General features: G+C 70.0%; 17 protein-coding genes. 4 read left to right on the top strand and 13 right to left on the bottom strand.

The window, feature by feature from the left end; all coding sequences use genetic code 11:
- The 4 genes from AB0I98_RS29375 to rimP all read right to left on the bottom strand — a co-directional run.
- The coding region (locus tag AB0I98_RS29375) for a translation initiation factor IF-2 N-terminal domain-containing protein (protein ID WP_362947219.1) at positions 1 to 323 on the bottom strand (323 nt) is incomplete at its 3' end.
- A 163-nt stretch (positions 324 to 486) separates the two neighbouring features.
- Complete coding sequence (locus AB0I98_RS29370; protein ID WP_362947216.1) at positions 487 to 783, bottom strand: YlxR family protein; 297 nt, start codon at positions 781 to 783, stop codon at positions 487 to 489.
- A gap of 101 nt (positions 784 to 884) precedes the next feature.
- The gene (gene nusA / locus AB0I98_RS29365) at positions 885 to 1,883 is read right to left on the bottom strand and encodes a transcription termination factor NusA (RefSeq protein ID WP_362947213.1); all 999 of its coding nucleotides are present in this window, start codon (positions 1,881 to 1,883) and stop codon (positions 885 to 887) included.
- Positions 1,884 to 1,885: 2 nt separating this feature from the next.
- A complete protein-coding gene (rimP, locus tag AB0I98_RS29360; protein WP_362947210.1) occupies positions 1,886 to 2,395 on the bottom strand; it encodes a ribosome maturation factor RimP in 510 nt (169 codons plus the stop codon).
- A gap of 195 nt (positions 2,396 to 2,590) precedes the next feature.
- Between rimP and AB0I98_RS29355 the strand changes: the two genes are divergently transcribed.
- The 3 genes from AB0I98_RS29355 to AB0I98_RS29345 are packed head-to-tail and all read left to right on the top strand — an operon-like array spanning position 2,591 to position 4,478.
- Positions 2,591 to 3,100 carry a hypothetical protein gene (locus AB0I98_RS29355; RefSeq protein ID WP_362947207.1) on the top strand — a complete coding sequence of 170 codons (510 nt, stop codon included), beginning with the start codon at positions 2,591 to 2,593 and terminating at the stop codon, positions 3,098 to 3,100.
- Positions 3,097 to 3,558, top strand: coding sequence for a ferritin-like domain-containing protein (locus tag AB0I98_RS29350; protein WP_362947205.1), 462 nt, complete (start codon positions 3,097 to 3,099; stop codon positions 3,556 to 3,558). Before AB0I98_RS29355 ends, AB0I98_RS29350 begins: the two co-directional genes overlap by 4 nt.
- 29 nt (positions 3,559 to 3,587) lie before the next feature.
- Positions 3,588 to 4,478, top strand: coding sequence for an aminoglycoside phosphotransferase family protein (locus AB0I98_RS29345; RefSeq protein ID WP_362947203.1), 891 nt, complete (start codon positions 3,588 to 3,590; stop codon positions 4,476 to 4,478).
- Between the two features lie 183 nt (positions 4,479 to 4,661).
- Here the strand turns inward: AB0I98_RS29345 and AB0I98_RS29340 are convergent, their stop codons facing one another.
- From AB0I98_RS29340 to AB0I98_RS29325, 4 genes are all read right to left on the bottom strand, one after another.
- Positions 4,662 to 6,365 (bottom strand): proline--tRNA ligase, encoded by a 1,704-nt coding sequence (locus AB0I98_RS29340; protein WP_362947200.1) that lies wholly within the window; start codon positions 6,363 to 6,365, stop codon positions 4,662 to 4,664.
- Positions 6,366 to 6,437: 72 nt separating this feature from the next.
- Positions 6,438 to 7,004, bottom strand: a complete 567-nt coding sequence (locus AB0I98_RS29335) for a GNAT family N-acetyltransferase (protein WP_362947197.1) — start codon at positions 7,002 to 7,004, stop codon at positions 6,438 to 6,440.
- 36 nt (positions 7,005 to 7,040) lie between these two features.
- Positions 7,041 to 7,889 carry a GNAT family N-acetyltransferase gene (locus tag AB0I98_RS29330; RefSeq protein ID WP_362947195.1) on the bottom strand — a complete coding sequence of 283 codons (849 nt, stop codon included), beginning with the start codon at positions 7,887 to 7,889 and terminating at the stop codon, positions 7,041 to 7,043.
- A gap of 108 nt (positions 7,890 to 7,997) precedes the next feature.
- Positions 7,998 to 10,154, bottom strand: coding sequence for a 2Fe-2S iron-sulfur cluster-binding protein (locus AB0I98_RS29325; protein ID WP_362947234.1), 2,157 nt, complete (start codon positions 10,152 to 10,154; stop codon positions 7,998 to 8,000).
- Between the two features lie 112 nt (positions 10,155 to 10,266).
- Between AB0I98_RS29325 and AB0I98_RS29320 the strand changes: the two genes are divergently transcribed.
- On the top strand, positions 10,267 to 10,887 hold the full coding sequence (locus AB0I98_RS29320) for a TetR/AcrR family transcriptional regulator (RefSeq protein ID WP_362947192.1): 621 nt from the start codon (positions 10,267 to 10,269) through the stop codon (positions 10,885 to 10,887).
- 65 nt (positions 10,888 to 10,952) lie between these two features.
- Here the strand turns inward: AB0I98_RS29320 and ispG are convergent, their stop codons facing one another.
- The 5 genes from ispG to AB0I98_RS29295 all read right to left on the bottom strand — a co-directional run bounded on the left by ispG (position 10,953) and on the right by AB0I98_RS29295 (position 17,255).
- Positions 10,953 to 12,110, bottom strand: a complete 1,158-nt coding sequence (gene ispG / locus AB0I98_RS29315; RefSeq protein WP_328355757.1) for a flavodoxin-dependent (E)-4-hydroxy-3-methylbut-2-enyl-diphosphate synthase — start codon at positions 12,108 to 12,110, stop codon at positions 10,953 to 10,955.
- A 168-nt stretch (positions 12,111 to 12,278) separates the two neighbouring features.
- On the bottom strand, positions 12,279 to 13,571 hold the full coding sequence (locus AB0I98_RS29310) for a site-2 protease family protein (protein ID WP_362947231.1): 1,293 nt from the start codon (positions 13,569 to 13,571) through the stop codon (positions 12,279 to 12,281).
- Positions 13,572 to 13,579: 8 nt separating this feature from the next.
- Positions 13,580 to 14,836, bottom strand: a complete 1,257-nt coding sequence (dxr, locus tag AB0I98_RS29305; RefSeq protein WP_362947190.1) for a 1-deoxy-D-xylulose-5-phosphate reductoisomerase — start codon at positions 14,834 to 14,836, stop codon at positions 13,580 to 13,582.
- 110 nt (positions 14,837 to 14,946) lie between these two features.
- Positions 14,947 to 15,183: a helix-turn-helix transcriptional regulator gene (locus AB0I98_RS29300; protein WP_362947187.1), complete on the bottom strand. Its 237-nt coding sequence runs from the start codon at positions 15,181 to 15,183 to the stop codon at positions 14,947 to 14,949.
- 104 nt (positions 15,184 to 15,287) lie between these two features.
- Positions 15,288 to 17,255: an acyl-CoA dehydrogenase family protein gene (locus tag AB0I98_RS29295; RefSeq protein ID WP_362947185.1), complete on the bottom strand. Its 1,968-nt coding sequence runs from the start codon at positions 17,253 to 17,255 to the stop codon at positions 15,288 to 15,290.
- Positions 17,256 to 17,365 lie beyond the last annotated feature (110 nt).

Raw genomic sequence — 17,365 nt, 5'->3', positions numbered from 1 at the left:
GGCGCCGACGGAGCCTGGGCAGCGGGCTGCTCGGCCGCTGCGGGCTTGGGAGCCGGCGGCTTGGGAGCAGCCGGACGTGCCGCCTGCGCCGGAGAGGGCGCGGGGGGCCTGGGGGCGGCCTTCCTGGGGGCACCGGGCTTGGCGGCGGACTTGCCGTTGCCACCGCCCGCCTGGAAGGCGTCAGTCAGTTTGCGTACTACGGGCGCCTCGATCGTCGAGGACGCAGATCGGACAAATTCACCGAGTTCTTGGAGCTTGGCCATGACGACCTTGCTCTCCACCCCGAACTCCTTGGCGAGTTCGTATACCCGGACCTTAGCCACTTCGCTCCTTTTAGGTCCGGGTTGCGTCCGGACCGTCGCTACTTCATGGGCGTACTCATCGCGTGCTCATCGAGTGCTCATCGCAATCTCGACCTACTTCCAACTCGCGGGGTACCTGGGCCGCGCGGGGGTTCCGCACGACGCTTCTTACGGTGTTGCCTGCTCAGCAAGGTGCTGCTGGCAAACCTTCTGTCTGCTCGACGTAGTGGCGCAACGCCTTTGTGTCGAGCGCTCCCGGGGCGCGCAGCGCCCGCGTGAACGCCCGGCGGCGTACCGCCAGGTCGAGACAGACCAGGGCGGGGTGTACATAGGCACCCCGGCCGGGCAGCGTACCGCGTGGATCAGGGACGCATGCATCCTTGATCGCCACGATGCGCAGCAGATCAGTCTTGGCCGCTCGCTTCCGGCACCCCACACAGGTGCGTTCAGGGCACGCGCGGGCTCGCGTCCGGCCAGACACTCTTAAGTCTACCTCCCCGTGCCGACCTCACCCCTTTGGGGCAAGAATCGAACGGTTCTTCACATGGATCTGTCGTGATCTAAGCGACCGGCGGCTTGGATCTATTCCCGGCCCTGCTCGGACGGCTGCTCGGTGTCCGGACGGATGTCGATCCGCCAGCCGGTGAGCCGGGCCGCGAGGCGGGCGTTCTGCCCTTCCTTGCCGATCGCCAGGGAGAGCTGGTAGTCGGGCACCGTCACGCGCGCGGAGCGGGCGGCGAGGTCGACGACCTCCACCTTGGAGACCCGGGCCGGCGAGAGCGCGTTCGCCACCATCTCGGCCGGGTCGTCCGACCAGTCGACGATGTCGATCTTCTCACCGTTCAGCTCGCCCATCACCGCGCGCACCCGGCCCCCCATGGGCCCGATGCAGGCACCCTTGGGGTTCAGACCGCTCCGGGTGGAACGGACGGCGATCTTGGTGCGGTGACCGGCCTCACGCGCGATGGCCGCGATCTCCACCGAACCGTCGGCGATTTCCGGCACCTCCATGGCGAAGAGCTTCTTCACCAGATTGGGGTGCGTGCGGGAGAGCGTGACGGAGGGACCGCGGACGCCCTTGGCCACTCGTACGACGTACGACCGAAGCCGCATCCCGTGTGGATACGTCTCGCCGGGGACCTGCTCCTGCACCGGCAGGATGGCCTCCAGCCTGCCGATGTCGACGAGGACGTTCTTCGGGTCGCGGCCCTGCTGGACGACACCGGTGACGATGTCGCCCTCGCGGCCCGCGTATTCGCCGAGCGTGGCGTCGTCCTCGGCGTCGCGCAGCCGCTGCAGGATGACCTGCTTGGCGGTGGTGGCGGCGATACGGCCGAAGCCGGACGGGGTGTCGTCGAACTCGCGGGGCTCCTGGCCCTCCTCGAGGTCCTCCGGGTCCTCCTTCGCCCACACGGTCACATGCCCGGTCTCCCGGTTGAGCTCCACACGCGCGTGGCGGCGGCTTCCCTCGGTGCGGTGGTAGGCGATGAGGAGGGCGGACTCGATCGCCTCGACCAGCAGGTCGAAGGAGATCTCCTTCTCCCGTACCAAGCCCCGCAGGGCACTCATGTCGATGTCCACGGCTACGCCTCCTCCTCTTCCTTCATGTCCTTCTTGTCCTTGCGGTTGAACTCCACCTGCACCCGGGCCTTGACGATGTCGGCAAAGGCGAGCCTGCGTGTGGTGGCCTTGCGGCCCTTCACACCGGGTACTTCGACGTCCACGCCCTCGTCGTCCACGGTCAGGAGTCTGGCGACCAGCTCCCCGTCCTCGGCGAGCTGGAACTTCACGAGGCGGTCTGTGGCACGCAGATAGTGGCGGTGTTCCGTGAGCTCGCGCTCGGCACCGGGGGTTCCGACCTCGAGGGTGTACTCCCCCTGGCCCATCGCGTCCGTCTCGTCGAGCTTCGCCGAGAGCACACGGCTCACATCGGCGACGGCGTCCAGATCGGCGCCTTCGTCGGAGTCGACGACCACGCGCAGCACCCGCTTGCGTCCGACCGAGTCCACTGCGATCTCTTCGAGATCCAGCCCCTGGGAGGTGACGAGCGGTTCGAGCAGTTCTCGCAGCCTCTCGCTCTGGGTGGTGCTCATCCGGGTGACTCCTCGGCCGCGTGTGCTGTTGTGGTTAGGTCGCGTGTCTGGTCAAAGGGTATCCGGTCACAGGGGGTGTTGCCGTCCACCGGAACTCGGGCGGGTGCCGGTGAGTGGTATCGGACGTATGCGCGGGTACCGTGATCACGGGCGTGCTGCCCTCCCCTTCGTACGAGCCCCCCGAGGACGTCTGCCGTGCCGTACCCCCCGCTGCCGCGCACCCCATCCGGGCCGCGCAGAAGGAGCCTGCTCATCTCGGTCGCAGGGACCGCCCTGCTCGTGGGCTGCTCGGCCGAGTCCGACGCCGGCGGCACCGGCGGCAGCCCGTCGGCCGCCGACCGGGCACGCGCGCGTGCGGCCCGCGACAGCGAGGGGCTGGTGGCGCGGTACGACGCCGTGATCACCGCACATCCGGCGCTGGCGGAGCGACTGCGACCGCTGCGGGCGGAGACGGTGCGGCATGCGGAGGCGTTCGGGGCCACGGGAGCCAAGTCGCCCTCACCGACGGCTTCGGCGTCCGCGCCGGCCGCCGTCCCCACCGAGGAGAAGGCCGCCCTCGCCGAACTCGCCGCCGCCGAGCGGGCCCTCGCGGACCGGCGGGCCCAGACGCTGCTGGACATGCCGGGCGAACTGGCGCGGCTGCTGGCGTCCGTGGCGGCGGCCGGGGCGGCGCACGCGTATCTGCTGACGGAGGGCGAGAAGTGAGCGAGTCCAAGGACGGCGACCTGAAGGCGCTCCAGGCGGCACTGGCGGCCGAACATGCCGCCGTGTACGGCTACGGCGTCGTCGGCGGACGGATCGACGAAGGACGTCGTACGGAGGCCAGGGCGGCGTACGACGCCCACCGGGCCCGGCGGGACGCGCTGGCGCGCGCCGTGCGGGACCTGGGCGGGACGCCGGTGGCCGCTGCCGCGGGCTACGCACTGCCCTTCGCGGTGCCGGACTCCACGGCGGCCGTCCGGCTCGCCGCGGAGCTGGAGGACCGGGTGGCCGGGGTCTACTCCGACCTGGTGCGCGCCACCGAGGGCGAGCGGCGGCGCACGGCCGCGGAGGCCCTGCGGGAAGCGGCGGTGCGGGCGGTGCGCTGGCGCGGCGAGAGCGTAGCCTTCCCTGGGCTCGCCGAGCGGACCACCGCGACGGCGTCGGCGACGCCCACGGCGTGACGCCTGGAAGGAAAGGGGACGGCTCGCGTATGGCTTTCGAACCGCCGCGGCGTCTGGTCAGGGCGTTCGGTGAGACGGCACCGGAAGGTGACGACTGGCTGGAGAAGCTGCCCCAGGTGGCCCAACAGGCCGTCGCGCTACGCGAGTTGACCGTGGAGCGGGTGCAGGTGCCCGGTGGGCGCAGCAGCCTGGTCGTGCTGGTGCGGCTGCCGGACGGTACGCCCGCGGTGCTGAAGCTCGCCCCGCGCCGGGCGCGCCCGGAGAGCGAGCGGGCCGCACTCGCCCACTGGGGCGGTCTGGGCGCCGTACAACTCCTGGAGCCGTTCACCGCCGAGGGGGCGCTGCTGCTGGAGCGGCTGCATCCGGATATGTCGGTGCGGTCGTTGCCGGAGGCGAAGGCGTTGCTGGAGGCGGCGGGGACGTTGCGGCGGCTGTGGGTGGAGCCGCCGGGTGAGCCTTCCTTCGAGACCGTGGCCGAGCGGACGGGGCGGCAGGCCGTGGCGATGCGGGGTGCGCCCGCGGAGTTTTCGGCACTGGTGAGCGCGGCTCTCGACGCGCGGGAGTCACTGCTGGCCGCGCCGCCCGAGGAGCGGTTGCTGCATGGCACGTTCCGGCAGAGCAAGGTGCTGGCCGGGGAGCGGATGCCGTGGTTGGCGGTGGGGCCGGATCCGGTGGTCGGGGAGTGTGCGTTCGATCTGGCGCGGTTGGTGCGGGATCGGGTGGAGGACCTGATCGCCTCACCGTCGGGGGCGGCGACGACTCGGCGGCGGGTCAAGCGGCTTGCGGAGTCTCTTGAGGTGGATCAGGAGCGGCTTCGGGGGTGGACGTTGTTCCGGGCCGTGGAGTCTGGGGTGCGGGCGCTTCGGGTGGGGCGGCCGAAGGATGCGGAGCTGTTGCTGGAATTTGCCGGGTGGCTCTAGGGGTTGCGTGTTGTCTGCGGGTGCGTGGGGGCTGGTCGCGCAGTTCCCCGCGCCCCTTTGGGGCGCGTCACCTTGGCCTGAGTCGAACTCGTGCTGTCCCTGACCGTCATGACCGTTCCCCGCCGTAGCGTAGTGACGCTTCGTCACGTCCTACGGTCGGGGAACGGCCCGCTGCGTATAGCGCTACGCGGACAGTCGGGCGATCGCCTCGTCGACCGTCAGTTCCTCGCGCTCGCCGGTCCTGCGGTCCTTCAGTTCGAGGACGCCCTCGGCGGACCGGCGGCCGGCGACCAGGATCTGGGGTACGCCGATCAGCTCGGAGTCCGTGAACTTGACGCCCGGGGACACGCCTGCCCGGTCGTCGACCAGGACGCGCAGGCCGGCCGCGGCGAGCTTCGCCGAGACGTCGAGGGCCAGCTCGGTCTGGAGGGCCTTGCCCGCGGCGACCACGTGCACGTCGGCGGGGGCGACCTCCTTCGGCCAGCACAGGCCCTTGTCGTCGGCGGACTGCTCGGCGAGGGCGGCGACCGCGCGGGAGACGCCGATGCCGTAGGAGCCCATGGTCACGCGGACCGGCTTGCCGTTCTGGCCGAGGACGTCGAGCTTCAACGCGTCCGCGTACTTGCGGCCCAACTGGAAGATGTGGCCGATCTCGATCGCGCGGTCGAGCTTGAGGCCGGTGCCGCACTTCGGGCAGGGGTCGCCCTCCTGGACGACGACGACATCGACGTACGTGTCGACCTCGAAGTCACGGCCCGCGACGACGTTCTTCGCGTGCATGCCCTCCTTGTTGGCGCCGGTGATCCAGGAGGTGCCGGGGGCCACGCGCGGGTCGGCGAGGTACGTGATCTTCTCGCCCAGGCCCTGCGGGCCGACGTACCCGCGGACCAGGTCGGAGCGGCCCGCGAAGTCCGCCTCGGTGACCATCTCGACGACGGCCGGGGCGAAGTGTGCCCCGACCTTGCCCATGTCGACCTCACGGTCACCCGGGACGCCGACGGCGACGATCTCGCCGCCGACCTTCACGAGCAGGTTCTTCAGGGTCGCGGAGGCCGGGACGCCGAGGTGGGCGGCGAGGGTCTCGATGGTGGGGGTGTCCGGGGTGGGGATCTCTTCGAGAGCGGGCACGCCGTCGGCGTCCACCGGCTTCAGCTCGTACGTGATCGCCTCGGTGTTGGCCGCGAAGTCACAGTTCGGACAGTCCGCGAAGGTGTCCTCGCCGGCTTCGGCGGGAGCGAGGAACTCCTCCGACTTCGAGCCGCCCATCGCGCCGGCGGTGGCGGCGCAGATGCGGTAGTCGAGGCCGAGACGCGTGAACACCTTCTGATACGCCTCGCGGTGCAGGGCGTACGACTGGGCGAGGCCCTCGTCGTCGGTGTCGAAGGAGTACGAGTCCTTCATCAGGAACTCACGGCCGCGCAGGATGCCGGCGCGGGGGCGGGCCTCGTCACGGTACTTGTGCTGGATCTGGTAGAGGATCACCGGCAGGTCCTTGTAGGAGGACGCCTGGTCCTTCACCAGCAGGGTGAAGATCTCCTCGTGGGTCGGGCCGAGGAGGTAGTCGCCGCCCTTGCGGTCCTGGAGGCGGAACAGCTCGGGGCCGTACTCGTCCCAGCGGCCCGTCGCGTCGTACGGCTCACGCGGCAGCAGGGCGGGGAGCAGTACCTCCTGGGCGCCGATCGCGTCCATCTCCTCGCGGACGATGCGCTCGACGTTGGCGAGGACCTTCTTGCCGAGGGGCAGCCAGGACCAGATGCCGGCGGCGGTACGGCGGACATAGCCCGCGCGGACGAGCAGCTTGTGGCTGAGGACCTCGGCGTCCGCCGGGTCGTCGCGCAGCGTCTTCGCCATCAACTGGGACATGCGCTGGACCGGTGCGTTCGCCATGTGTCTCGTACTCCTGCTGCGTAAGGGTGATGGCAGGAGGTTAGCCGGGCGGTGCGGGGCGGTGGAAATCGGTTAGCGGCGGCGGAGGGGGAGCTGGGCGCCCATCACGGCGTACGGCTTCGGGGCGCTGGGGAAGAGGACCTGGCGGGCCAGGTCCTGGTAGCCGAGGGAGTGGTAGAGGCCGCGGGCCGGGCTGTCGGTGTCGATCGCGGAGAGGATCGAGCGGGGTTCGTCGGCGGTGTCCGTGATCGTGGTGATCAGGGAGCGCCCGATGCCGCGGTTCTGGTAGCGCGGGTGGACATGCAGCTCGGTGATCACGAAGGAGTCGTCGAGCCAGTCGGCGTGGCCCTGGGCGCGGAGGTACGGCTCCACGACCGTGGACCACCAGTGGGAGCGGTCGTTGGGCATGCCGTAGACGAACCCGACGAGACGATTCGCCGCGGTGGCGCCGAACGCCCTTGCCCCTGGGTAGGTCATGTGCCGCAGGACGATCTGGCGGCGTACGGCGACCTCGTCGGAACCGAGTCCGAACGCGACTGCTTGGACTGCGAGTGCCTCGTCGATCCTGGCGGGGAGATCAAGGGGGCCGATCACGATGTCTTCGGGGTGGCGGTGGCCGTGACCGGGAAAACGCAGCATGTCGGGGAGACTACAGGGGGGTTCGGGCCGTCGGTTTCAGAAGAGCACGCTCATGAACGCCCCGACTTCCCGGAAGCCGACGCGCCTGTACGTCCTTCTCGCCGCCGTGTTGAAGTCGTTGACGTAGAGGCTGACGACCGGGGCCACGTCCGCCAGGGCGTAGCGCAGTACCGCCGCCATGCCCGGGGCCGCGATGCCCCTCCCCCGGTACTCGGGGGCCACCCATACGCCCTGGATCTGGCAGGCGCGGTCCGTCGCGGCGCCGATCTCCGCCTTGAAGACGACCTTGCCGTCGGGGCCGAGGCGGGCGAAGGAGCGGCCGGAGCCGACGAGTTCGGCGACCCGGGCCTGGTAGAGGAGGCCGCCGTCGCCGGCCATGGGTGAGATGCCGACCTCCTCGGTGAACATCGCCACGCACGCCGGCATGATCGTCTCCATCTCGTCCTTGCGGATGCGGCGGACGTACGGATCCGGGGGGATGTCGGCGGAGAGGTGGTCGGTGACCATGAGGGGCTGGTGGGAGCGGACCTCGCGGGCCGGGCCCCAGCTCGGTTCGAGCAGGCGCCACAGCTGGGCGGTGGCCTCGGCGGGGCCGACGATGGAGGAGCAGCGGCGGCCGGCCCTGCGCGCCCGGTCCGCGAAGGCCCGTACGGCCCTCGGTGTCGCGCAGATCGGGACGAGGTTGGCGCCCGCGTAGCAGAGGGACGTCAGCATGCCGTCCTCGTACCAGCCCCACATCTCGCCGCCGAGCCGCCACGGGTCCAGGCCCGCGATCTGCACCCGGGATGCCACGAAGGCGTTCGCGACCGGCTCGCGGTCGAGAACGGCGAGCGCGGCGTCCAGGTCGCTCGGTTCGAGAACCCGGGAGGTGGTCTGGGTCAACACGTGCGGGGCCCTCACCCTAAGGTCTGCTGATCTCCGCACTGTACCTGCGGAAGCTGAGCGGCGCCGCCCCCGTGGAGGTGGGCGCCCGGGCCGAAAATCGGCCGACGATCACTCGTCCGGGATGTCGAGGGTGACCTTGGACAGGGGGCAGCCCACGCACGCCAGGACATAGCCGTCGGCTTTCTGCCGTGGCGTGAGGCAGTTCGGCTCGTTCTGTGTGACCTCTCCGCTGCGGAGCCGCACCATGCAGTCGCCGCAGTTTCCGACCGTGCAGGAGTACGGCATCGGCAGCCCCGCGGCGAGTCCCGCGTCGAGGAGCGTCTGGCCGGGCTCGACCACCACCGCGCCGATGGGGTGCCCGTCCTGCTCGACGGTCATCTCCTGCGGCACCGTCGTCGCGGTCCCGGGGTCCGCACTGCTCGTGTAGCGCTCGTGGTGCACCATCTCGTCCGGGACCCCGAGCCCGGCCAGAACGCCCTGGACGGTGTCCATCAGCGGTTCGGGACCACAGACGTAGTAGTGGGCGTCCCGGGAGGGCGACCGGCCGGTGACCCAACGACGCACGCCGTCCGCGTCGAGCCGCCCGTCTGTGCGGGTCAGGACGTGGGTGACCGAGAGCCTGTCGGGATTGTCCCTGGCCAGCCGGGTCAGCTCCTCGGCGAAGATGATCTCCTCCGCGCTGCGGCTGCTGTAGAGCAGCGCGATCCTGTCCCGGCCCGGCCGGACGGCGAGCCGCGTGCGGATCATGCTCATCATCGGCGTCACGCCGCTGCCCGCCGCGACGAGCACGATCTCGTCCGGAGGCTGCGGCCCGACGTGGAAGGACCCCGACGGGCCACGCACCGCGAGGCGGTCCCCGGCGCGCAGATTCCGGTGCACGTGGGTGGAGAACCGGCCGCCCTCGACGTGCTTGACGGTGACCTCCAGCCGGGACGACCCGGGCGCCGACGAGGCCGAGTAGGCCCGTCGCACCGGGCGGCCGTCGATGTCGGCGACGAGCGTGAAGAACTGGCCGGGCCGGAAGTCGAACGGTCCCGGGTTCTCGGCGGCGTCCTCCAGCACGAGGGTGACCGCGCTCGGTGTCTCCCCGCGCACCTCGACGATGCGCACCTCCCGCAGGAGGTGCTCCGTCCCACCGTCGTCGGCGGGCCGCCGGCGCGGGAAGCCACGGCGCCGGCCGCCCGTGCCGGGCTCGACGTCCTCGTAGCCCTCTTTCCGCAGCCCGGAGCGGTAGACACGGTTCCCCACCAGCCGCAGCAACCAGTTCACTCCCGGGATCGCCCCGACGACCTTGAGCAGGAACGCGGGTGGACCACCGTCGGCGTCGGCCGCGTTGGCGGTGAGATGTTCTCCTGCCAGCGCCATCAGGTCCGGCATCGCGCCGCGGTCGAGGTGCGCGCCGGGGGTCCACAGCCGCGAGCGCGCCACGGCGTCGTTGCCGGTCACCTCGGCGTGCTCGACGTCGATGAGCAGCGCCAGGTGCGGGGGCATCCCGCGCAGCGCCATCGTCTCCAGCAGCGCGGGATCGTCGGTGATCGCGCCGCGGCCGCGGACGTGCAGCGCACCGCTTCGCCCCGGAACGAGCGCGGCGAACGAGAGCCTGTCGTCCTGCAGCAGGTTGTGGAGCGTGTCGGCGCGTTTGTTGCCCTTGCGGTCCGGGATGACGAGCGTGCGGCCGTCCAGGATCCGCGCCACCGCATGCCGGTCTCCGCGCGGGCTCGTGTCGCTGCCACCGGAGGAGTCCCACGTGGACAGTGCGAGAAACGGTGCCGCGGCCAGGAATTCGGCGACGCCGGGTCCACGCAGGGGCCCGTCACCCGCGGGTTCGGTGGCCGGCTCGGCAGGGGCGGGCGGCTGCCACAGCCGGGACCGGAGGACGGCCTGTGCGCAGTGCACGTACGCCTCCTCGACGTCGACGGTCGTCTCCGCGCCCTTGCGTGCGGCCACCGAGCCGTTGACGCGCAGGATCTCGCCGACACCCGGCAGGAGGAAGAAAAGCGAGACCGGACCGTGCGGGTCGCCGGACTCGGCCAGGGAGAACGAGATCCGCGTGGGCGAGTGGACGCGTGCGAACCCCGGAGTGCCGCCGATGAAGGTCGTCCTGCTGGTGCCGTCGGCGTCCCGGTAGCCGAAGGCCGCGATCGGACACCGGGCGAGGACGGTCCGGCAGCCCTCGTCGAGGGCGCTGATCTGCTTGAGCATGACCACCGACGCCGGACGGCCGACGGTCGTCTCGACCTCGTCCACCGTCGTCACACGGCGCATGCTGCTCAACCGGTTTGCTTGCTGCGCCTTGTTTTCCCAGCTCATGGCACTATTGTGAGCAATAGCTCAGCTCTCTGGCTACTCGCTTTTCATGCCTTGAGGAGGCCTCCGGATGCCGTCGGCCGACCGCCGCCTTCAGCCACGTCGCAAGCCCCGCCAGGTGCGCGCCGAACTCACCCGCGAGCGCATCCTCACCGCCGCTGCTCACGTTTTCACCGAGTTCGGCTACGCCGCCGGCACCACCAACCGCATCGCCGAACGCGCCCGCATCTCCATCGGCTCGCTGTACCAGTACTTCCCGAACAAGGACGCCATCCTTGCCGAGCTGATGGTGCGGCACCTCGACCGAGGCACGTGGACCGAGGCCGAGCAGCTCGATCTGTCCGCCGGGAGCCTGGAGGCAACGGTGCGGGCACTGGTCCGCGACGCGATCAACAACCACCGCGACGATCCGCAGCTGTTGCGGATCATGCTTGAGGAGGCGCCGCTCTCGCAGGACGTGCTCGATACGATCAACCGGCACGGTAAGAAGCGCGTCGGTCAGGTGCGTGATCTCCTGGCCCGGCACCCGGATGTCCGCGTGCGGGACCTCGACACCGCGGCCGAGCTCATCGTGTTCACAGTGGAGACGAACACGCACAAGCTCATGGCCGACCCTCGGACCATCCCGGTCGAGACGCTCGAGAACGAACTGGTGGACATGGTCACCCGCTATCTGCGCGGCGATCAGTAGCCGCTCACCAACAGGGCGCGGTCGCGGTAGAGCCCGGTGTCATAGGCGAGGGGCCGCCCGCCCCGTCAGCCCGCCACCGATACCGACGGCTCGCCCGACTCGGTTCCGTCTGCCTCCATCTGTTCGGCCAGCTTCATGGCCTCTTCGATGAGGGTTTCTACGATCTTGGATTCCGGGACGGTCTTGATGACCTCGCCCTTGACGAAGATCTGGCCCTTGCCGTTGCCGGAGGCGACGCCGAGGTCGGCTTCGCGGGCCTCGCCGGGGCCGTTCACCACGCAGCCCATCACTGCTACGCGGAGGGGGACCTCCATGCCGGTGAGGCCCGCGGTGACTTCCTCGGCGAGCTTGTAGACGTCGACCTGGGCGCGGCCGCAGGACGGGCAGGAGACGATTTCGAGGCCGCGCTGCCTGAGGTTCAGGGACTCCAGGATCTGGTTGCCGACCTTGACCTCCTCCACCGGAGGCGCGGACAGCGAGACGCGGATCGTGTCGCCGATGCCCTGGGAGAGGAGGGCGCCGAAGGCCACCGCCGACTTGATCGTGCCCTGGAAGGCCGGGCCCGCCTCCGTCACACCGAGGTGGAGGGGGTAGTCGCACTGGGCGGCGAGCTGGCGGTACGCCTCGACCATGATCACCGGGTCGTTGTGCTTGACCGAGATCTTGATGTCCCGGAAGTCGTGCTCCTCGAAGAGGGACGCCTCCCAGAGGGCGGACTCCGCGAGCGCTTCGGGGGTCGCCTTGCCGTACTTCTGGAGCAGGCGGCGGTCCAGCGAGCCCGCGTTCACGCCGATGCGGATCGGCGTGCCGTGGTCCTTGGCGGCGCGCGCGATCTCCTTGACCTTGTCGTCGAACTGCTTGATGTTGCCGGGGTTGACGCGGACCGCGGCGCAGCCCGCCTCGATGGCGGCGAAGACGTACTTCGGCTGGAAGTGGATGTCCGCGATCACCGGGATCTGCGACTTGCGGGCGATGGTCGCGAGGGCGTCGGCGTCGTCCTGCGTGGGGCAGGCGACGCGGACGATCTGGCAGCCGGACGCCGTGAGTTCGGCGATCTGCTGGAGCGTGGCGCCGATGTCCGACGTACGGGTCGTGGTCATCGACTGGACCGACACGGGAGCGTCTCCGCCGACCGCCACGGATCCGACCTGGATCTGCCGGCTCTTCCGGCGCTCGGCGAGCTTGGTCGGAACGGACGGCATACCGAGAGAAATCGCAGTCATCTGCAGTGCAACCCCAAGTCGTGGATCAAGTCCGGGTCCCGTCGAGGGCGGGCTCCAGGCTTCGAGATTACGGCACCGGCCTGGGCCCGGGCACATCGCGCTCGTAAACCCACTCGATGGAGAACGGCCCAGCGCAGATCGTGCTGGGCCGCCGCGAACTCCGTATGACTAGGAGATTCTCACCGGGTTAACCACGTCCGCCACCAGCACGAGCAGGGTGAAGCAGATGAAGATCCCGGCCACCACATAGGCCACCGGCATCAGCTTCGCCACATCGAACGGGCCGGGGTCGGGGCGGCGCAGCACCTTCGCCAGGTTGCGGCGCAGGGACTCCCACAGGGCGCCCGCGATATGGCCGCCGTCCAGCGGCAGCAGCGGGAGCATGTTGAAGAGGAACAGGGAGAGGTTGAAGCCCGCGACCAGCATCAACGCCATGGCGAGTTGTTGCGTCGGCGGGATGTCCAGGGTGAAGATCTCGCCGCCGACGCGGGCCGCGCCCACCACGCCCATCGGGGAGTCCGCCTCGCGCTCGCCGTCACCGAAGGCGGCGTCCCACAGGGCGGGGACCTTGCTGGGGATGGCGGCGAGGGAGTCGACGGCGTCGCCCACCCGCTCTCCCATCCAGGTCAGGGAGTCACCGAAGTCCTGTTTGACGATGCCGGTGGCGGCGCTGAAGCCGAGGAAGCCCGCCGAGACGAACTCGCCCTGGACGATCTGGCCGCTGGAGTCCTTCTTGGCGACCTGGTTGGCGACGATCTTCGCGTGCAGGGTGACTTCCTCGCCGTCGCGGTCCACGACGATCGGGACGTCCTTGCCGGGGTTGGCGCGGATGAGGTCGGAGAGCTGGTTCCATTCGTCGGTGCGCACTCCGCCGAAGGAGACGATCTTGTCGCCCGCCTTCAGACCAGCGGCCGCGGCCGGGGAGGCGGGGTCGGACTTCTCGCAGGTGTCGCGGTTCTCGGTCTGTGCGATGACGCACTGGGAGACCGAGCTGACGGTGGTGGTCTGCTGGGAGATGCCGAAGCCCATCAGGACGGTGAGGAAGAGCGCCACCGCCAGGATCAGGTTCATGAAGGGGCCCGCGAACATCACGATGACCCGCTTCCACGGCTTGCGCGTGTAGAAGAGGCGGGTCTCGTCGCCGGGCCGCAGTTCCTCGAAGGCCGCCGAGCGGGCGTCCTCGATCATGCCGCGCCACGGTGAGGTGGAGCGGGCTTCGAGGCGGCCGTCGGGGCCGGGCGGGAACATGCCGATCATGCGGATGTAGCCGCCGAACGGGATGGCCTTGATGCCGTACTCGGTCTCGCCCTTCTTGCGCGAGAAGATCGTCGGGCCGAAGCCGACCATGTACTGCGGCACGCGGATGCCGAAGAGCTTGGCCGTGGACAGGTGCCCCAGCTCGTGCCACGCGATCGAGACCAGGAGTCCGAACGCGAAGACCACTATGCCGAGGATGAACATCAAGGTCGTCATGCACGGGCCTCCGCCGTCAGTGCCGCCAGTTCGCTCGCCCGGGTCCGCGCCCAGGCCTCCGCCTCGAGGACGTCCGCGACGGTGAGTGAAGTTCCCGTACGCGGTGTGCCGTGCTCCTCGACCACGCGCGTCACAGTCTCCATGATCCCGTTGAACGGCAGTGCGCCGGCCCGGAAGGCCTCCACGCACTCCTCGTTGGCGGCATTGAACACCGCCGGGGCCGTGCCCGCGAGCTGCCCCACATGCCGGGCGAGTCCGACCGACGGAAACGCGTCGGTGTCGAGCGGGAAGAACTCCCAGGTGGACGCCTTGCTCCAGTCGAACGTGGGCGCGGCGTCGGGGACGCGTTCCGGCCAGCCGAGGCCGATGGCGATGGGCCCGCGCATGTCGGGGGGCGTCGCCTGGGCGATCGTGGATCCGTCGGTGAACTCAACCATCGAGTGGACATACGACTGGGGATGCACGACCACCTCAATGCGGTCGAAGGGAATGTCGTAGAGGAGGTGTGCCTCGATGACTTCCAGCCCCTTGTTGACCAGGGTCGCGGAGTTGATCGTGATCACCGGGCCCATCGCCCAGGTGGGGTGGGCGAGGGCGTCCTCGACGGTCACGCGGTCCAGGTCGGCCTTCGTACGGCCGCGGAAGGGGCCGCCGGACGCCGTGACGACCAGTTTGCGTACGTCGGCCCGCGAACCGGACGCCAGCGCCTGGAACAGGGCCGCGTGCTCGGAGTCGACCGGGATGATCTGGCCGGGCTTGGCGACCGCCTTGACCAGCGGGCCGCCCACGATGAGCGACTCCTTGTTGGCGAGCGCGAGGGTGCGGCCCGCCTCCAGGGCGGCGAGGGTCGGGGCGAGGCCGATCGAGCCGGTGATGCCGTTCAGCACGGTGTGGCAGTCGGCGGCGGCGAGTTGGGTGGCCGCGTCCGGTCCGGCGAGGATCTCGGGGAGCGGCTCCCCCGCGCCGTACTCGACGGTGAGGGCCTCGCGCAGCGCCGGTACGACGTCCTCGCGGGCGACCGCGACGGTACGGACGCGCAGCCGGTGCGCCTGCTCGGCGAGGAGGGCGACCCGTCCGCCGGCGGCGGAGAGTCCGGTGACCCGGAACCGGTCCGGGTTGCGCAGGACGAGGTCGATGGCCTGCGTGCCGATCGACCCGGTGGAGCCGAGGATGACCACGTCCTTCGGACCGTCGCCCGTCACCGGGTCATAGACGAGGTGCGGATCGGCGAGGGGGGCTGGGCTGTCGCTCATCCCTCCATTGTGGCCGTAAGGACGGTGTGTGAGGACAGCGCGTCCCCGTCACGGCGATGTCGGCCGTCGCGTGAACGACTCCCATGCCGTAGGCCCGGGCAAGCTGCCGCTCAGTCGACAACCAGGTCCGCGGGCGACACATCAAGGACGTATGCGATCAGCAGCAGGTCGTCGAGGCTCGTGTCGTAGGCACCGCGTTCGACTTGGTCGATCCGGTTGCGGCCAAGCTTTGTCGCCCTGCCCAGATCCTCCTGGCTGAGTCTCTGGGCTTCCCGCACGGCGCGGACACGCTCTCCAAGCGCGCGGAGGCGGTCAAGAACCCAATCGGGCCGGGTATCGGATCGCATGGGTTCACTCTGCCGCATGCCCCGTTGCACGAGGGTCGCCGGGGCGAGACGCCCCCAGCCGCCGGACAGGGTGTCCCCTTCACGAGGGGACACCCTTGGGTGTCTCACCGGATCGGTCGGTGCACGTTCTCCTTCTGTGAGGGCCCGGGGGTTGCGTCCGCGATCCATGGGCCCTCGCCCGAGGGGTCGACGATGCCTTCCTCGAGCCAGGTGTAGGCGCCGCCAAGAACTCCCTTGACGACCTTGCGGTCCAGGTCGTCGGTGTTGGTCCACAGGCGGCCGAAGAGTTCGTCGATGCGGATGCGGGCCTGGCGGCAGAAGACGTCGGCGAGTTGGTAGGCCTCGCGGCCGTGATCGCCCTGGCTGCGCAGGAGTTCGGCCCGGACGCAGGCCGCGCTCATCGCGAACAGCTCCGCGCCGATGTCGACGATCCGGCCCAGGAAGCCCTGCTTGGTCTCCATCCGGCCCTGCCAGCGGGACATGGCGTAGAAGGTGGAGCGGGCGAGCTTGCGCGAGGTCCGCTCGATGTACCGCAGATGCGGCGAGAGGTCGACGCCGCGGTTGAACTCGGCGTACGCGCGCGGGTTCTGGCCCGGTCCCGCGACCAGCTTCGGCAGCCACTTCGCGTAGAAGACACCGGCGTTCCCGGCCGCCTTCGCCTTGTCCTGGAGGGACTTGTCGGGGTCGATCAGGTCGCCGGCGACCGAGAGGTGGGCGTCGACCGCCTCTCGGGCGATCAGCAGGTGCATGATCTCGGTGGAGCCCTCGAAGATCCGGTTGATGCGCAGGTCGCGCAGGACCTGTTCGGCGGGGACCGCGCGTTCGCCGCGGGCGGCGAGAGACGCGGCCGTCTCGAAGCCGCGGCCGCCGCGGATCTGGACCAGTTCGTCGGCGACGAGCCAGGCCTGCTCGGAGGCGAAGAGCTTGGCCAGCGCGCCCTCGATACGGATGTCGTTGCGGTCCTCGTCGGCCATCTGCGACGACAGGTCGAGCACCGCCTCCATGGCGAAGGTCGTCGCCGCGATGAAGCTGATCTTCGACCCGACCGCCTCGTGGTGAGCGATCGGCTTGCCCCACTGCTCACGCGCGGCCGACCACTCGCGGGCGATCTTCAGGCACCACTTGCCGGCCGCGACGCAGGACGCGGGCAGCGAGAGGCGGCCGGTGTTCAGCGTCGTGAGCGCGATCTTCAGGCCCGCGCCTTCGGGGCCGATGCGGTGGGCGGCAGGGACCCGGACCTGGTGGAAGCGGGTGACGCCGTTCTCGATGCCGCGCAGGCCCATGAAGGCGTTGCGGTTCTCGACGGTGACACCGGGCGAGTTGGTCTCCACGACGAAGGCGGTGATGCCGCCCTTGTGGCCCTCGCTCTTCGGCACCCGGGCCATCACCACGAGCAGGTCGGCGACGACGCCGTTGGTGGTCCACAGCTTGACGCCGTCGAGGACGTACTCTCCCCCACTCTCGAATTCGCTCGAGCGGGAGGTGCCCCCATCGTCGGGGATCGCGCTGGTCGCGAGCCGTGCCGGGTCGGAGCCGACGTCCGGCTCGGTGAGGAGGAACGCGCTGATGTCCGTGCGGGCGCAGCGCGGCAGGAACCGCTCCTTCTGCTCCTGCGTGCCGAACAACTTCAGCGGCTGCGGTACGCCGATCGACTGATGCGCCGAGAGCAGCACCCCGATCGCCGGGGAGGCCGAGCCCGCCAGGGCCAGCGCCTTGTTGTAGTACACCTGGGTGAGGCCGAGCCCGCCGTACTTGGTGTCGATCTTCATGCCGAGGGCGCCGAGCTCCTTGAGCCCGTCGATGACCTCGTCGGGGATCTGGGCCTCGCGCTCGATCCGGGCCGCGTCCACCTTGGTCTCGCAGAAGTCGCGCAGCTTGGCCAGGAACTCCTCGCCACGCTGCACGTCCTCGGCCGGCGGGGTGGGGTGCGGGTGGACCAGATCGAGCCGGAAGCGGCCCAGGAACAGTTCCTTGGCGAAGCTGGGCTTGCGCCAGTCCTGTTCCCGGGCGGCCTCGGCCACCTGGCGTGCCTCGCGCTCAGTGACTGAGGGCTTCGTGGGTGCTGCGGACATGAGGCTCACCTCGCCGCGAATAGGGATCTTGGGGCCGCACGTTACTGACTGGTGCTACTGGATCGTTAGTACCCGATACGGGACGACCCCACCACCCCTCGCGCGGTTGA

The organism is Streptomyces sp. NPDC050211 (genome assembly GCF_040656035.1).
In the GTDB taxonomy this organism is placed as follows: Bacteria; Actinomycetota; Actinomycetes; order Streptomycetales; family Streptomycetaceae; genus Streptomyces.
Note: the sequence above shows the minus strand (reverse complement) of the source record. Positions and strands in the feature narration are given on the sequence as shown.

What these genes read in the sequence shown, in the direction of transcription:
- rimP (WP_362947210.1), bottom strand. Translation starts at nt 2,395, where the DNA reads ATGAGCACCACCCAGAGCGAGAGGCTGCGAGAACTGCTCGAACCGCTC.
- AB0I98_RS29345 (WP_362947203.1), top strand. Translation starts at nt 3,588, where the DNA reads ATGGCTTTCGAACCGCCGCGGCGTCTGGTCAGGGCGTTCGGTGAGACG.
- AB0I98_RS29340 (WP_362947200.1), bottom strand. Translation starts at nt 6,365, where the DNA reads ATGGCGAACGCACCGGTCCAGCGCATGTCCCAGTTGATGGCGAAGACG.
- AB0I98_RS29335 (WP_362947197.1), bottom strand. Translation starts at nt 7,004, where the DNA reads ATGCTGCGTTTTCCCGGTCACGGCCACCGCCACCCCGAAGACATCGTG.
- AB0I98_RS29325 (WP_362947234.1), bottom strand. Translation starts at nt 10,154, where the DNA reads ATGCGCCGTGTGACGACGGTGGACGAGGTCGAGACGACCGTCGGCCGT.
- AB0I98_RS29320 (WP_362947192.1), top strand. Translation starts at nt 10,267, where the DNA reads ATGCCGTCGGCCGACCGCCGCCTTCAGCCACGTCGCAAGCCCCGCCAG.
- ispG (WP_328355757.1), bottom strand. Translation starts at nt 12,110, where the DNA reads ATGACTGCGATTTCTCTCGGTATGCCGTCCGTTCCGACCAAGCTCGCC.
- AB0I98_RS29310 (WP_362947231.1), bottom strand. Translation starts at nt 13,571, where the DNA reads ATGTTCATCCTCGGCATAGTGGTCTTCGCGTTCGGACTCCTGGTCTCG.
- dxr (WP_362947190.1), bottom strand. Translation starts at nt 14,836, where the DNA reads ATGAGCGACAGCCCAGCCCCCCTCGCCGATCCGCACCTCGTCTATGAC.
- AB0I98_RS29300 (WP_362947187.1), bottom strand. Translation starts at nt 15,183, where the DNA reads ATGCGATCCGATACCCGGCCCGATTGGGTTCTTGACCGCCTCCGCGCG.
- AB0I98_RS29295 (WP_362947185.1), bottom strand. Translation starts at nt 17,255, where the DNA reads ATGTCCGCAGCACCCACGAAGCCCTCAGTCACTGAGCGCGAGGCACGC.